This window comes from Salegentibacter sediminis, from assembly GCF_002078605.1.
Taxonomy (GTDB): Bacteria; Bacteroidota; Bacteroidia; order Flavobacteriales; family Flavobacteriaceae; genus Salegentibacter; species Salegentibacter sediminis.
This window is the reverse complement of sequence record NZ_MSJR01000002.1, coordinates 186,214-202,164: the sequence shown is the minus strand read 5'-3', so window position 1 is coordinate 202,164 and position 15,951 is coordinate 186,214. Positions and strand designations below refer to the sequence as shown.

Sequence of the window (15,951 nt, the reverse complement as noted above, 5' to 3'; positions counted from 1 at the left end):
AGCTCAATAATGAACTCCAGGTTTAAGTTTAAACTGTTTTCTCCTCGTTAGGGCTTACCTCTAAAGATTCGCCATTAACTTTGATCTCTATGGAATTATCGCCTTCAAGTGAAAACCTGGTTTGATCGCTGGTAACGGTAACCTTCAGGATTTGATCCCTAAAGTTCACTTTAAAGGAATAGGCTTCCCATTCCGCTGGAATTATTGGAGTAAACTCCAGCTGATCGTCTTTAACACGCATCCCGCCAAAACCTTCAACAATACTCATCCAGGTACCGGCCATACTTGTAATATGGCAACCCTGCTCTACCTCGTTATTATAGTCGTCGAGATCCAGGCGCGATGTTCTTAAATAAAATTCATAAGCCTGTTTCATTCTACCAAGAACCGCCGCCTGAATACTGTGCACGCAAGGCGACAGGGACGATTCGTGAACGGTAATTGGCTCATAATAATCAAAATGTTTCTCAAGCTCTTCTTTGCTAAAGTGATCTTCAAAGAAATAAAATCCCTGAAGCACATCAGCCTGTTTTATGTAACAGGAACGCAGGATTCGGTCCCAACTCCATTTCTGGTTGATTGGTCTTTGGCTTTTATCCAGTTCACTTACAGGTTTAATCTCTTTGTCCAGGAACCCATCCTGCTGAAGGAAGACTCCATCTTTCTCTGAAAACGGGAAATACATATCGTCTGCAACTTCTTTCCAGGAAATCAATTCTCCATCGGTAAGGTTGGTATGGCCCATAATACGCTCATAATCCTCTTCGTAACCATGCTTCACCTTTTCGATTATTTCCATAGTATATTCCAAACACCATTTCGCGATATAGTTGGTATACCAATTATTGTTTACGTTATTTTCGTATTCATTGGGCCCGGTTACTCCCAGAATAACGTATTTATTTTTTTCACTACTAAAATTGGCCCGCTGATGCCAGAATCTGGCGATAGCAATCATCACCTCCAAACCTTTTTCCGGGATATATTCAAAATCTCCGGTAAAACGTACATAATTATAGATGGCATAGACCATAGCGCCATTACGGTGAATCTCCTCAAAGGTGATTTCCCATTCGTTATGGCTTTCTTCCCCATTCATCGTCACCATCGGGTAAAGGGCGGCACCGTTTTTAAAACCTAATTTTTTGGCGTTTTCAATGGCTTTATCCAGTTGATTGTACCGATAGGTCAAAAGATTTCTGGCCACTTTTTGATCTTTGGTCGCCATATAAAAAGGAATACAATAAGCCTCGGTATCCCAATAGGTGCTTCCGCCGTATTTTTCTCCGGTGAAACCTTTGGGACCAATATTCAGCCTTTCATCTTTACCTAAATAGGTTTGATTTAGCTGAAAAATATTGAAGCGAATTCCCTGCTGGGCTTTTACATCTCCCGAAATAGTAATGTCTGCCATTTCCCAGATCTTTGCCCAGGCTTCTTTTTGCTGCTGAAGTAAATTCTCAAAACCTGAGGCTATTGCAATATCCAATACTTTTTTCGCTGCTGAAAATAACCGGTCTCTATCATGGTTCATATCGGTGACATAACCGGCATATTTTCTCAGACTAACTTTTTGTCCCTTTTTGGCATTCACTAAATAAGAAAAAGTAAGCTTATCATCAGTTTTAGATTCCTTAAAACCCAGGTCTTTCTTTTCTCCAGCAACCCAAACTTCCGATTGCATAAAGGTGCCCACGTGGAATTCGGTTTTTAGGGTTTTTGAGAGAATGAAACCCTGGTTTCCTTCAGTTTTAACCTCTAAAGTCTTCCAGAAACGCTCTTCCCAGTTGGCATCGGTATTGGTGATGCCGCCGTCGAGATAGGGCTCAAAACGAATTTCTGCATCGCTGTTCAATACTTCTACTTCAAAATCTATGGCGCCCAATTCATCTTCAACAATAGAAAGAAATCTGGTTGCTTTAACCGAAATTTCAAGGTCATTTGGTAGCACAGCCACAAAACTGCGGCGGTGAAAGCCTTCCTTCATATTAAGCTCTCTTTTGAAATCTTTTACCTCTTTGCAGGTAAAAAGATCCAGAGCCTTGCCATTTACAAAAACATTTATTCCAATCCAATTTGGCGCATTCAATACTTTTGCGAAATATTCGGGATAACCGTTCTTCCACCAGCCTACTTTGGTCTTGTCGGGATAATAAACCCCACCGATATAGCTACCCTGAAAACTTGGTCCTGAATACTCTTCTTCAAAATTAGCACGCTGGCCCATCACCCCATTTCCTATACTGAATAGGCTCTCGGATGATTTTACTTTCTCTACATCGAAACCCTCTTCAAGTATCGACCATTCGTTTGGTTTTATATAATCCTGGTTCATTTAATTCTCTATTTACTAAGTAGTTGTTCTATAAATTCTCTATCTATTTCCGTGAAATCGGAAAACACATAATCGGCTTCCCCTAAAGTGGTTTTATCGCCAATTCCTATACTCGTCATATTAGCCCGGTTCGCGGCCTGAACACCAGCCACCGCATCTTCAAAGACAATGCTGTTTTCTGGTTTTACACCCAATTTTTCAGCAGCGATCAAAAAGACTTCTGGGTTGGGTTTAGCTTTGGAGACATCGGTTCCATCTACAATAGCATCAAACTTTTCTATAAGATTGAGTTTTTCAAGAATGGTTCGCGCATTTTTACTGGCTGAGCCCAAAGCAAAAGGGATATTATTCTCAATTAGATAGTCAAGAATTTTGGGTACTCCCGGTAAGATTTCAGACGCATCCATCTCATTTACATAAGACAGGTAATTTTCATTCTTCAGGTCCATCTGGCGTTGGAACTCCTCTTCTGAAAGTTCCTTGCCTCCCCATTTCAATATTTTTTGAAGTGAATGCACACGGCTCACTCCTTTAAGTTGTTCGTTTTGTTCTTCGGTAAAATCAAAACCAAGATCGTTTGCCAGCTTGCGCCATGCCAGAAAATGGAATTTTGCCGTATCTACTATCACTCCATCAAGGTCGAAGATCACCGCTTTTCTCTTCATCATTTCCATAAGTTAATTTTTTACCCGATAATCGGGATTTAATAATTCGGGGTTTGCCTCGAATTTCAAATCTTTTTTTCTGTTTTATTTACGAGCTTTTTCAGTGATTTTTTACTTCTATAGGTTCATCTGCATCATAAATTCTAACTGTTAACAGGGCTGCAATAAGAAAAGCCACCCCACTGGTCACCAGGGCATAGATTGGATTTCCGCCATAGAGATATTTCACCATCGGCCCACCAATAAGTGCATTGATAATTTGAGGGATTACGATAAAAAAGTTGAATATCCCCATATAGACTCCCATTTTTCTAGGTGGAATAGAACCTGCGAGGATAGCGTAAGGCATAGCAAGAATACTTGCCCAACCTATCCCTACACCAAGCATAGAAAGCAATAACCAGTATTGATTGGGCATTATATAAATTGACAATAAGCCAAGCCCCCCTATAACTAGGGAGATCATATGAGTACTTTTTCTACCAATCTTTAATGCAATAGCGGGTAGAAAGAAAGCAAAAACGGCCGATACCGCGTTGTAAACCCCAAAGAGTACACCAACCCAGTCTCCCGCATCCTGGTAAGTTTCACTACTATTATCTGAAAGCGGTAAATCATAGATATGATGCGCTATTGCCGGAGTTGAAAAAACCCACATTCCAAATAAACCAAACCACGAAAAGAATTGCACCCAGGCAAGCTGGCGCATTGTGAATGGCATATTTTTAAAGTCGGTGAAAATATCCAGAAGACTGGATTTTTTTTCATCCTCTGGCACTTCTTCCTCCACGTGCTCATCCATTTTCTCAAGTTCCCCGGGAGAATATTCTGAAGTAGTAAAAACAGTAACCAGAATACTACCCACCAGGATCGCTGCACCAATCACAAAAGAAAGCAACAGGTTTAAGGGGACTTCCCCGGCTACGGTACGGTTACTTATATCGAACCAATTGGCCAATACGTATGGCAACCAGGACCCAATAACCGCTCCAACTCCTATTAAAACTGTTTGCACACTAAACCCAAGGGTTCGCTGGTCTGAGGGTAGGTTGTCTGCCACCAGGGCTCTAAAAGGTTCCATGGCAATATTAAAGGAGGCATCCATCACGAATAGCATACCCGCCCCAATCCAGAGCGAAGGTAGAATCGCGATAAACATATCGGCATTGGGCATTAAAATAAGACCAGCCGCTGCAAGAAGAGCACCGGTAAGGAAAAATGGACGACGCCGGCCCAATTTGGTCCAGGTCCTGTCACTATAATATCCAATAATTGGTTGAACTACCAGTCCGGTGATAGGTGCGACCAGCCAGAACCATGAGAGTTCGTGAACATCGGCACCAAAAATTTGTAAGATTCTACTCGCGTTGGCATTTTGTAGAGCAAAACCCAGTTGTATTCCCAGGAATCCAAAACTCATGTTCCAGATCTCCCAAAAACTCAAGGTTCGTTTTTGCATATCGTAAGTTTAGATGTGTTACGATAAGCGCTAAGACTTATCAAAACTTAATTAGGTAGGAAGTAAAAATATAAGTTCTGATAAATTGAAACTGGGGCAAATATAATAAAATTTTAAAAGTAAAAGTCTAAATCAGTTTTTTGTGGATTCTCTACGAACCAAACTGGTTTCTACGATAACAGTTTTATAAGACTCTACCTCATCGGGTTTTCTTTCCAGTTTATCGATAAGAAGGTGCGCTGCTTCTGCACCCATCCGGGTGCCGTGCTGGCTTACGGTGGTAAGGCTTGGGATGAAATTCTTAGAAAGCTCTCCATCTGTAAAACCGACAACCGAAACATCTTCAGGTACATTTCGACCCAGGCGTCTTAAAGATCCTATTGCCGAAACCGCAAATTGCTCGTTTACAGCAAACAAACCATCTATATCCCTGGTCTTCAAAAACTCACCGATCTCCTTTTCGCTGTTATCCATATCCTCTATTTTAAGAATAAGATCTTCATCCACAGGATAGGCATTTTCCTCAAGAGCTTCAATATAACCTTTGGTTCTAAGTTTGCCTACACTCACATAGTCTACGGTGGTAAGTATTCCAATCTTTTTACAACCAGTGTTTATTAAATGCTCCACAGCTTTTTTGGCTCCTATTATATCATCAATAATAACTTTATCACAATGAACCTCATCTACTACCCTGTCAAAAAGCACTACGGGCATCCCTTGATTTATAACTTCAGTGAGATGATGGTAGTCTTCTTTTTGCATGGTTTCCTTGGCCAGGGAAAGAATAAACCCATCGGTACTGCCATTTGCCAGGAGATCGAGGTTGAGGACCTCCCTGTCAAAAGAATTATTTGAGAGGCATACAATTACATTATAACCCTTTTCATTGGCTACCTGCTCCACGCCACTAATTACTGTTGTGAAAAAATAATGTACGATCTCAGGAATAATAATCCCAATAGTCTTGGTCTTTCGGTTTTTAAGGCTTAGAGCAATATTGTTGGGTTTGTAGTTGTAAAGTTTCGCAAAGGCCTTTATTTTTTGCTTGGTATCCTCCCCTATTTCGGGGCTGTCTTTAAGAGCCTTGGAGACGGTTGAAATAGAAACATCTAATTCTCTTGCAATTTGCTTTAAGGTAAGTTTAGGGCGCATACTATTTAATGTGAAATTAATAAATCAAGAAGTCCTCTAACGTGATATGGTAAAAATATCACAATTTTCATGGCTTAACATTAATAATAAAAAAGTTTTCAACACGCAAACGTTTTCGGACGTTGGAGGTGACCAGAATCACTTTGGAGGCTTTATAATTTACCTACTTTTATCCTCAGGAAGTAAAAATATAAGATTAATATTTAGTTAAATCAATAAAATAATTTATGAAAACACTATTCAAAAGCACGTTGATGTTGCTCCTTATGCTACCAATGAGCTTTTTCGCCCAGGAAAGCATTAGCGGGGTGGTTAGCGAAAGCGCCTCCGGCCTTCCGGTCCCGGGCGCAAACGTTATTGTGAAAGGAACCACCAACGGTACTGTAACCGATTTTGACGGGAATTATACTATTAATAATGTAGAACCGGGAGATGTGATTGTCTTCTCCTTCTTAGGTTTTGCAACTCAGGAAATTCCTTATGAGGGTCAAACCACCCTTGATGTACAACTTGATGAAGATGCTGCTACTTTGGAAGAAGTGGTATTAATTGGATATGGTAGTACCTCAGAACAGGATGCGACCGGATCGGTAGAAAAGGTTTCTTCTGAGTCCTTTAATAAAGGAGCTGTAGTTTCTCCTGAACAATTGCTTTCAGGTAAATCTGCCGGGGTTAGAATTACTCCAGGTGGCGGTGCTCCGGGAGAAGGTGGCCAGATTAGGATTCGTGGAGGCTCGTCCCTTTCAGGAAACAACGACCCTCTAATTGTAGTAGATGGTATTCCATTAGACCAAAGAGGAGTTCAGGGGGTTAGAAACCAGTTAAACTCGATTAACCCTAATGAGATCGAAGACTTCGTAATCCTTAAAGATGCTGCTGCAACTTCTATTTATGGTTCACGTGCATCTAACGGGGTAATTCTTATTACCACTAAAACCGGTAAAAAGAGCAGCCCGCTTGAGCTGGAATATGACTTAAAAGTTTCCGCGGGAAGAATTATAGACAAAGTAGATAATTTGAATGCTCAGGAATTCAGAAAACTTATCGAATCTACTCCGGGTACAAATCCAGAGCTTTTAGGTGATACTGAAACCGACTGGCAGGACGAGATCTATCAAACTTCTGTTGGGGCAATACATAACCTTACGGCTTCCCAGGGATTTGAAAATTTCTCTTACCGTGTAAATTACAACCACACTTCTCAAACCGGAGTATTAAAAACCGATGTGTACGAAAGAAATGCGCTTAATATCGCATTGAACCAGGATCTATTTGATAATCACTTAAAACTGGCCTTAACTACAAAAGGTATTGTAGACGAAAACCGTTTCGCAGATCAGGGAGCTATTGGAGCCGCTGTGGCTTTTGACCCTACTCAACCGGTATATGATGAAAGTTTACCATTTGGAGGCTATTTTGAGCACAATACTATGAGCAATGGCCAGGTGATTCCTCAATTGCAAGCTACAAGAAACCCTTTGGCGCTTCTTGAAACCCTTGATGGAAGAGGAAAAACAATGAGAAATATCACCAATTTAAATGCGGAGTATAAGTTCCATTTCCTTCCGGAATTAAAATTCAACGTGAATGCCGGTTTTGATTATGCAGAAAATGAAGGGCATAATTACCGCCCAAGTTATGCAGCCGGAAACGGATTATATATTCAAGGTAGAGAATACGCTCAGGAATACTCAGGGATTAACCGTAACACACTTCTGGATTTTTATTTTAATTACAAGACGGAACTGGAAGCCCTTGACACCGAGATGGATTTAACCGCAGGTCACTCTTACCAGGAATTCTATATTGAGAATAATGATGAGTACACCGTAGCCGATGACCCTGGTTACCGTGTTGTGCCTACAGTTATTGACCGCAATTCCCTGGAGTCTTATTTTGCCCGGGCTAGTTTTGATATCGCCAACAAATACCTGATCTCAGGTAGCGTTCGTCGCGATGGATCTTCCAGATTTGGAGGAGATAACAAATGGAGTACTTTTCCCGCAGCATCTGTGGGTTGGAAGATTCACAATGAGGACTTCCTAATGGACTCCAATACACTTTCAGAATTAAAACTAAGAGCAGGTTACGGGGTTACCGGTAACCAGGAAATTGGAAGTAACTACGGATATATGGGAATCTACTCACCTAGTGTGGGCCCAGCCAGGTACCAGTTTGGGAACCAATTCTACAACACCCTTAGACCAGAGGAATTTGATGCTGACCTTAAATGGGAAGAACTGCAAACCTATAACCTGGGTGTAGACTTCGGGTTCTTCAATAACAGACTCTCAGGTACTGTTGAGGCTTATTACAGAGAAACAGAAGATCTTCTGGCAACCGTACCGGTACCGGCAGGAGCTAACCTAAGTGACCTTTTGGTGACCAACGTTGGTGAAACTGTAAGTAAAGGTATTGAAGTTGGTTTAAATGGAACTATTATCCAGAAAGAAGACTTTAACTGGGATATGAACTATAACATCACCTTCCAGGACCTGGAGATTACCAGGCTATCCTTAGGTGAAAACCCAAATTTCTTTATCCCTCAGGGAGGTATAAGTGGTGGTGTTGGTAACAACATCCAGATCTGGAAAGAAGGTTACGATCCTTCTACCTTCTTTGTATTCCGCCAGGTTTATAACGAAGCTGGACAACCAATTGAAGGGGCTTATGCAGATGTGAACGGTGACAATGAAATTACCGAAGCCGACAAAGTGCCTTATAAAAAGGCTAATCCAGATTACTTTATGGGATTCACCAATACCATAAACTATAAAAACCTGGATTTCAGCTTTACCTTCAGAGGAAGCTTTGGTAACTATATGTACAACAATACCCAGTCTGGAAATGGTTTTGTAACTGCAGGTACAGTAACTCCTCAGGATTACTATTCAAACCTCAATAGCAATGTTCTGGAAAGCAACTTTGTGAATAACCAGTTATTTTCAGATTATTACGTACAAAGAGCAGATTTTGTGAAGCTGGATAACATTTCATTAGGGTATTTATTCCCGGGTGAAGAAGTAGATTTCAGAACCTCATTAACTGCGACCAACCTTTGGACCATTACAGATTATGACGGGCTTGATCCTGAAATCTCCAATGGGATTGATAATAATTTTTATCCGAGGTCTACCAGTGTTGTACTTGGTCTAAACCTTATATTTTAATAATAACAAAATAATATACTAGCTATGTTTAAAACATTTAAATCAATTCTGCTCGTTTTTCTTGGGGTGGCCCTATTCTGGTCGTGCGAGAGCGACCTGGAATTGCAACCTGAAGATAACAGGAGCACAGCTGAAGCTACCTTCGATAGCCCCGAGGCTTACAAGCAGTTTTTAGCAAAACTATATGCCGGTCTGGCTGTTAGCGGCCAGGAAGGACCAGCCGGAAATCCCGACCTGCAAGGTCTTGACGAAGGTTTTTCTCAGTATTTGAGACTATACTGGATGATGCAGGAATTAACTACCGAAAATGCAGTAATTGGTTGGAATGATGGTACCATAAAAGACCTTCACGCCCAAAACTGGACTTCAGGAAATGAGTTTATTAGAACCATGTACTCTAGATTGATGTACCAGGTAGCACTTACCAACGAATTTTTGCGACAAACCACTCCCGAGCTTTTGGATTCCAGAGGAGTTGAAGCTGCTGATAGAGAAAATATTCTGGGCTACCGTGCCGAAGCCAGGTTCCTTAGAGCACTTCATTATTACCATGCTTTAGATTTGTTTGGGAATCCTCCTTTTGTAACTGAAGAAGACCCTATTGGAGCCTTCCTTCCGGAGCAAATTCAAAGTCAGGAGTTGTTCACTTACATTAAAACCGAATTGGAAGCAATTGAGGATGAGATCACTCCGGTAGGTTCTGCAGAATATGGACGTGCCAACCAGGCCGCAGTTTGGATGCTGTTGTCTAAACTTTATCTTAATGCCGAAGTTTATACCGGGACTCCCCAATATGATAAGGCTATGGAGTATTCTCAAAAAGTGATTAATACCAACTATGAACTTGTAGATGATTACCAGAAGCTTTTCCTTGCAGACAACGATAAAAACGGAGCTCAAAAGGAAATTATTTTTCCTATAACTTTTGATGGTAACAATACTCAAAGTTACGGCGGAATGGCATTCCTCATTCATGCATCTGTAGGTGGTGATATGGATCCTGCAGACTTTGGAGTTAGCAGCGGTTGGGCCGGATTAAGAACTACCTCTGCCCTGGTAGAACAGTTCCCGGGAGAAGCTGAATCTGCCGATAACAGAGCTTTGTTCTTTACTGAAGGACAAACAAAAGAGATCAATGACCTCTCCAGCTTTACCGATGGATATGCCGTTACAAAATTTAAAAACGTAGATGTAGACGGAAATCCCGGTAAAGACAGCACCGGAGAATTTCCAGATAACGATTTCCCAATGTTCCGCCTGGCCGATGCTTATCTAATGTATGCTGAAGCACACCTGCAAGGGGGAGGCGGAAGTCTTTCTGAAGCAACCAGATTAATCAATGATTTACGTGAGAGAGCTTACGGCAATCCAAGCAATAACATTTCTGAAGGGGATCTTAGTTTAGATTTCATCCTTGATGAACGTGCAAGAGAACTTTACTGGGAAGGCCACCGCAGAACAGATCGCATAAGATTCGGGGTATTTTCAGACCGCGGCGTATGGCCATGGAAAGGAAATGTTCCTCAGGGAACTACTACAGGAGCTTACAGAGACCTTATGCCAATCCCGGCTTCAGACTTAGGCGTAAACACCAACTTAACACAAAATCCAGGATATTAATTTTATAATCACATTAAAAATGAAAAAACTTTCAATTTTATTATTCGCATTTGTCGCGTTAATCAGCTTGAATGCATGTACAAGCGACGATGATATAGTATTTGTAGCGCAGCCGGATCCAGAAGGGATTGAATTTACCAACTCTTTCTCCGACGTATACTTACTTACCAGTAGCACGGGGGAAAACCTTGCAGAGCGCTTTGTATGGAATGAGGTAGACTTTGATGCTCCAACTACTATCACCTACGAACTTCAGGGAAGCACCGATGCCGATTTCACTGTAGTCGATATTTTAGGAAATACAGGAGGAAATAACCTCGGAGTAACCGTAGATCAAATGTTAAGCCTGGCCGAAGATGCAGGTCTTGATAATGATCCTGCAACTGAGGAACCTAATGCCGGAGATCTTTACTTTAGAGTTCGGGCTTTTGCAGGTGCTGGAGAAGGTAATCCTTTGGAAGAATATTCTGAAGTAAAGAACCTTAGTGTTGAACTTCCGGAAAGTGGAAAAGAAGCAGAGCCTGCTAAAAGAGAGCTTTACTTTGTAGGGGACGCTACCGAAGCAGGATGGGATCCTGACAACAACAACACTCCAATGTTTAGAGACCCTGCAAACGAGAATGTTTATTACTTCCAGGGCCGTTTCGCCGGAGGTGGTGATGTTGAAGGTTTCAAACTTCTTGAAATTCCTGGACAATGGCAACCACAATGGGGAGGTACAGATGGTGTTCTTTCTGTAAATCCTGGAGATACTGATGATCCTTCTGCATTCGGCGTTGATGCTGATGCTTATTATTCCCTGATGGTAGATGTAGATAATATGACCTACACCTGGGAAGAAATCGATGAAACAGCAGCTACGGTTTACAATGAAATAGGAGTTATTGGAGACGCCACCGCTGATGCTTGGGATGCCGATCAGGATATGACTCAATCTGATTTTGACCCACACATTTGGTATGTTAACGATATCGAATTAACAGATGGAGAAATTAAATTCAGAGCCGATAATGCCTGGGACGTAGACTGGGGCGGTGATACACCCATAAGCGGACTAAGTGAATTAAAAGGAGCCAACATTCCGGTAACTGCCGGAACTTATGACATTTGGTTTAACACACTTGATGGCCGGTATATTCTTATTCCGCAAGCTGCAGAGTAATTATATATCTTAACAAAAAGGCTGTCTTCAGAAGGCAGCCTTTTTTAATTCTAAACAAATGAAAAAAACAAGATTAATACTACCGGTGTTTTTGGGACTCGCTTTGAGTTTCACCTCCTGTTCCAAAGATGATGATCCCGTCCTGGTTCCTGATGAGGGCAATTCCGGAGAGGTTCCTGTAGAACCAAACGAAAAGGAATTCCTGGACCTTAATAATTATTCCAGCGGGCAGAAAGTAATGATGCAAACCTTTTATTGGGATGTAGAGCCCCGTCACGAATGGTGGAATATACTTTCAGAAAAAGTGGAAGATTGGGCAGATGCAGGGATAGATCGTTTATGGTTCCCGGTAGCTACCAAAGGCCAATCGGGAGGCTATTCTATGGGGTACGATCCTTCAGATTACTTCGACTTTGGGGAATATGATCAGCACCAAACTATCCCTACCAGATTCGGGACAAGAGCTGAGCTGGAAAGCCTCATAGAAAAATCACATGAGCTGGGACTTGAAGTAATTGCCGATATCGTTATAAACCATAATTCCGGAGGAGGAAAAGAATGGAACCCCTATCGGGAAAAAGAAACCTGGACCCTTTTTAATGAGGAAAACGGAAATGCGTCAGGCTGGTTTAACCGCGATTACGAGAATTTTTATCCAAACAGTACCAGCCCCTATGATGATGGCAGTTTGTTTTATGAGGAAACCAACCTGGATCATAATCAGGAATATGTGCAGGATTGGCTATGGAAAAAAGAAAATTCGGTGGCCAAATATTACATGAATGAGATGGGCTTCGATGGCTGGAGGTTCGATTATGTTCTTGGTTTTGAGCCCTGGGTGGTTAAAGCCTGGCTGGATGAAGTAGGTGGTTTTTCTGTAGCCGAGCTTTGGGATGGAAATGCATCGAACCTGGCTAATTATGTAGAGAAAACCGGTAGTGGCGTCTTTGATTTTGCTACTTTTTACAAATTGGATGAGGCCTTTGATCGACACAATGATCTTACTTACCTCGAAAGAGATATGTTATGGAAAACCCATCCCGATAAAGCAGTAACCTTTACCGCAAATCATGATACCGAAAAAGATAGTAATGAAGACAATAATATTTCCGTGGAAAATAAAATGAAAGCTTATGCATTTATTTTAACACATCCCGGATATCCCACTATTTTTTATTCCGATTATGAAAATGACAATTTCAAGGCTGAAATACAGCAATTAATTGAGATTCACAACAGTTTGGCCATAGGAGATATAGAACTTCTCCATGTAGATAATGACGAATATATTATGAAAAGAAACGGAGATAATGAAAACCCCGGATTAATTCTATATATTAGCACCAGCGAGAATACAAAACGCAGAAACGTTCAAACAAATTGGAAAAATGTTAGCCTGTTAGATTACAGTGGTAACTCAACATACATCCCTACCTCCGATGAAAACGGAACAGTCAATCTGGAAGCTCCTGCAAACGGATATGCCATTTGGTCTGTTTCAAAATAAGAATCTATTTTGAATTTTCATAGGTGTTAATTCAAAGAAGGCCGGCTTAATTTTTAGTCGGCCTCTTTTTTTACTTCAAATTCAGCAGCTTATTTCTCACCAAATTTAATTTCCCTTTTTTTCAAAATTTGTAAACTTTTAACTGTTGATAAATTTTTATACACCTGATTTACAGCTTATTAACAATTCATTTTTGATAACTTTTTATTTTAATAATGCAAATTGTTGTGTATGTTTATCTATATTTACAAAACAGTATTTCAAAAAACTGGATTACTAACCTGAAAATTTAAATATAATATGAGCGCGCCAACAACTACCGCCCCTCCAAAAACTTACAGCCAGGATGAAGCTTTTAAAGCTTCTCTGGAGTATTTTAAAGGAGATGACTTAGCTGCCCGGGTATGGGTTAACAAATATGCCCTGAAGGATTCTGAAGGAAATATTTATGAGCTTACTCCAAACGATATGCATCGCCGCATCGCAAAAGAAATTGCCCGAATCGAAAAACGTTATCCAAATCCGATGAGTGAAGACGAGGTTTTTGATCTTATCAAAGACTTCAAATATATCGTTCCACAGGGCAGTCCGATGGCGGGAATTGGAAATCCGTACCAGATCGCTTCGCTTTCAAACTGTTTCGTGATAGGAAACGATGGAAATTCAGATTCCTACGGCGGAATTATGAAAATAGATCAGGAGCAGGTACAGCTTATGAAACGCCGGGGTGGTGTTGGCCATGACCTTTCTCATATACGTCCTAAAGGTTCTGCGGTAAAGAATTCAGCTCTTACCTCTACCGGAATTGTTCCTTTTATGGAGCGGTATTCCAATTCTACGCGTGAAGTAGCACAGGACGGAAGACGTGGTGCCCTTATGCTTTCAGTTTCTATCAACCACCCCGATTCTGAAGATTTCATCAATGCAAAAATGGAACAGGGCAAAGTTACAGGTGCCAATGTTTCTGTTCGTATAGATGATGAATTTATGCGCGCGGTAAAAGACAATAAAAATTACGTTCAGAAATATCCAATCTTCAGTGAAAACCCAAAGAACACCAAGGAGATTGAAGCTGATAAACTTTGGAAAAAGATTATTCATAACGCCTGGAAATCGGCCGAGCCGGGAATTCTTTTCTGGGACACCATTATCAACGAATCGGTGCCAGATTGTTATGCCGATCTTGGGTACAAAACGGTATCTACCAATCCTTGTGGGGAAATTCCGCTTTGCCCTTACGATTCCTGCAGGTTATTGGCGATAAACCTTTTCTCGTATGTAGAAAATCCATTTACCGAAAAAGCGAGTTTCAACTTTGATCTTTTCAAAAAACATATCGCAGCCGCTCAGCGAATTATGGATGATATTATTGATCTTGAACTCGAAAAGATTGACAGGATCATTGAAAAAATTGACGCCGATCCTGAAGGACTTGAAATAAAAGGGGTGGAGCGTAACCTTTGGCTAAATATTCAGAAGAAAGCAAACGAAGGAAGAAGAACCGGAATAGGTATCACTGCTGAAGGTGATATGCTTGCAGCCCTGGGCATTAAATACGGTAGCGATAAAGGCATAGATTTCTCTACAGAAATCCATAAGACCATTGCCCTGGAAGCTTACCGGGCATCGGTTTATGCAGCAAAAGAACGTGGCGCTTTCGGGATCTTCGACTCAGAAAGAGAAAAGAACAATCCATTCATTCTCCGTCTAAAAGATGCCGATGAAAAATTATACTATGATATGTTGGAGTACGGCCGAAGAAATATCGCCTTACTTACCATTGCTCCCACAGGAACCACCAGCCTAATGACCCAGACCACCTCTGGGATCGAACCTGTTTTTCTTCCTGTTTATAAGCGCCGAAGAAAAGTAAATCCAAACGATAAAGATTCCCGAGTTGATTTTGTAGACGAAGTTGGCGATTCCTGGGAAGAGTATGTGGTTTTCCACCACCGTTTCAAGGAATGGATGAAAATTAATGGCCATGATGTAGACCGCCATTACACCCAGGCCGAATTGGACGAGCTTGTAAAAGCTTCTCCTTATTACCAGGCTACCTCTAACGATGTAGACTGGTTAAGCAAAGTGCGTATGCAGGGAGCGGTTCAAAAATGGGTAGATCACTCCATTAGTGTTACTATTAACCTTCCAAACGATGCTACCGAAGAATTAGTAGGTCAGCTTTATCTTGAAGCCTGGCAAGCTGGCTGTAAAGGGGTAACCGTATATCGGGATGGCTCTCGCAGCGGGGTTCTCCTGTCAAATGAAGATAAAAAAGAAGAGGAAGAAACAGAAAATCACTCTCATTTCCCCACCACCAGGCCGGAAGTTCTTACTGCCGATGTGGTTAGGTTTCAGAACAACAAAGACAAATGGATTGCCTTTATAGGACTTATAGACGATAGACCTTACGAGATCTTTACCGGATTTTCTGATGACGAGGATGGAATTCTTATCCCACGATGGGTAAACGAAGGACTGATTATCAAGAACAGAAACGAAGACGGAACCTCAAGGTATGATTTTCAGTACCAGAACAAGCGAGGCTATAAAACTACCATTGAAGGATTATCACATAAGTTTAATCCTGAATACTGGAACTACGCAAAACTTATTTCAAGTACCTTGCGCCACGGAATGTCTATTGAAAAGGTGGTAGACCTCATCAACAGCCTGCAACTGGATAGCGAGTCTATAAACACCTGGAAAAATGGTGTGGCAAGAGCCCTGAAGCGTTATGTCGCCGATGGTACCCTGGCTCCAAAACAAAAATGCAGCAATTGCGGCTCATCTAATCTTATGTATCAGGAAGGCTGCCTTACCTGTCAGGACTGCGGTTCTTCCAAATGTGGATAGACAACTCTTGTAGGATTAGATT

At 41.3% G+C, this 15,951-nt stretch carries 9 protein-coding genes; 5 read left to right on the top strand and 4 right to left on the bottom strand.

The annotated features are described in order from the left end of the window. Nucleotides 1-28 precede the first annotated feature (28 nt). The 4 genes from BUW93_RS05185 to BUW93_RS05170 form a co-directional block, all read right to left on the bottom strand. Entirely contained in the window at nucleotides 29-2,335 is a 2,307-nt protein-coding gene (locus BUW93_RS05185) for a glycoside hydrolase family 65 protein (protein ID WP_081209849.1), read from the bottom strand. 8 nt (nucleotides 2,336-2,343) lie between these two features. Further along, entirely contained in the window at nucleotides 2,344-3,000 is a 657-nt protein-coding gene (pgmB, locus tag BUW93_RS05180; RefSeq protein ID WP_081210230.1) for a beta-phosphoglucomutase, read from the bottom strand. Between the two features lie 100 nt (nucleotides 3,001-3,100). Beyond that, the gene (locus tag BUW93_RS05175; protein WP_081209847.1) at nucleotides 3,101-4,459 is read right to left on the bottom strand and encodes an MFS transporter; all 1,359 of its coding nucleotides are present in this window, start codon (nucleotides 4,457-4,459) and stop codon (nucleotides 3,101-3,103) included. A gap of 132 nt (nucleotides 4,460-4,591) precedes the next feature. Beyond that, nucleotides 4,592-5,614 carry a LacI family DNA-binding transcriptional regulator gene (locus BUW93_RS05170; RefSeq protein ID WP_081209845.1) on the bottom strand — a complete coding sequence of 341 codons (1,023 nt, stop codon included), beginning with the start codon at nucleotides 5,612-5,614 and terminating at the stop codon, nucleotides 4,592-4,594. A gap of 227 nt (nucleotides 5,615-5,841) precedes the next feature. On the opposite strand from BUW93_RS05170, the gene BUW93_RS05165 reads away from it, so the two are divergent. The 5 genes from BUW93_RS05165 (at nucleotide 5,842) to BUW93_RS05145 (ending at nucleotide 15,929) form a co-directional block, all read left to right on the top strand. Then, nucleotides 5,842-8,784, top strand: coding sequence for a SusC/RagA family TonB-linked outer membrane protein (locus BUW93_RS05165; protein WP_081209843.1), 2,943 nt, complete (start codon nucleotides 5,842-5,844; stop codon nucleotides 8,782-8,784). Nucleotides 8,785-8,808: 24 nt separating this feature from the next. Then, on the top strand, nucleotides 8,809-10,404 hold the full coding sequence (locus BUW93_RS05160; protein WP_081209841.1) for a RagB/SusD family nutrient uptake outer membrane protein: 1,596 nt from the start codon (nucleotides 8,809-8,811) through the stop codon (nucleotides 10,402-10,404). Between the two features lie 19 nt (nucleotides 10,405-10,423). Continuing rightward, nucleotides 10,424-11,566: a SusF/SusE family outer membrane protein gene (locus BUW93_RS05155; protein WP_081209839.1), complete on the top strand. Its 1,143-nt coding sequence runs from the start codon at nucleotides 10,424-10,426 to the stop codon at nucleotides 11,564-11,566. Nucleotides 11,567-11,624: 58 nt separating this feature from the next. After that, nucleotides 11,625-13,073 carry an alpha-amylase gene (locus BUW93_RS05150; RefSeq protein ID WP_081209837.1) on the top strand — a complete coding sequence of 483 codons (1,449 nt, stop codon included), beginning with the start codon at nucleotides 11,625-11,627 and terminating at the stop codon, nucleotides 13,071-13,073. A gap of 300 nt (nucleotides 13,074-13,373) precedes the next feature. Then, nucleotides 13,374-15,929 carry an adenosylcobalamin-dependent ribonucleoside-diphosphate reductase gene (locus BUW93_RS05145; protein ID WP_081209835.1) on the top strand — a complete coding sequence of 852 codons (2,556 nt, stop codon included), beginning with the start codon at nucleotides 13,374-13,376 and terminating at the stop codon, nucleotides 15,927-15,929. The last annotated feature ends 22 nt before the right edge of the window (nucleotides 15,930-15,951 follow it).

Excerpts from the sequence above, each read along its gene's own strand:
- BUW93_RS05185 (WP_081209849.1), bottom strand. The coding sequence starts at position 2,335 with ATGAACCAGGATTATATAAAACCAAACGAATGGTCGATACTTGAAGAG.
- pgmB (WP_081210230.1), bottom strand. The coding sequence starts at position 3,000 with ATGAAGAGAAAAGCGGTGATCTTCGACCTTGATGGAGTGATAGTAGAT.
- BUW93_RS05175 (WP_081209847.1), bottom strand. The coding sequence starts at position 4,459 with ATGCAAAAACGAACCTTGAGTTTTTGGGAGATCTGGAACATGAGTTTT.
- BUW93_RS05170 (WP_081209845.1), bottom strand. The coding sequence starts at position 5,614 with ATGCGCCCTAAACTTACCTTAAAGCAAATTGCAAGAGAATTAGATGTT.
- BUW93_RS05165 (WP_081209843.1), top strand. The coding sequence starts at position 5,842 with ATGAAAACACTATTCAAAAGCACGTTGATGTTGCTCCTTATGCTACCA.
- BUW93_RS05160 (WP_081209841.1), top strand. The coding sequence starts at position 8,809 with ATGTTTAAAACATTTAAATCAATTCTGCTCGTTTTTCTTGGGGTGGCC.
- BUW93_RS05155 (WP_081209839.1), top strand. The coding sequence starts at position 10,424 with ATGAAAAAACTTTCAATTTTATTATTCGCATTTGTCGCGTTAATCAGC.
- BUW93_RS05150 (WP_081209837.1), top strand. The coding sequence starts at position 11,625 with ATGAAAAAAACAAGATTAATACTACCGGTGTTTTTGGGACTCGCTTTG.
- BUW93_RS05145 (WP_081209835.1), top strand. The coding sequence starts at position 13,374 with ATGAGCGCGCCAACAACTACCGCCCCTCCAAAAACTTACAGCCAGGAT.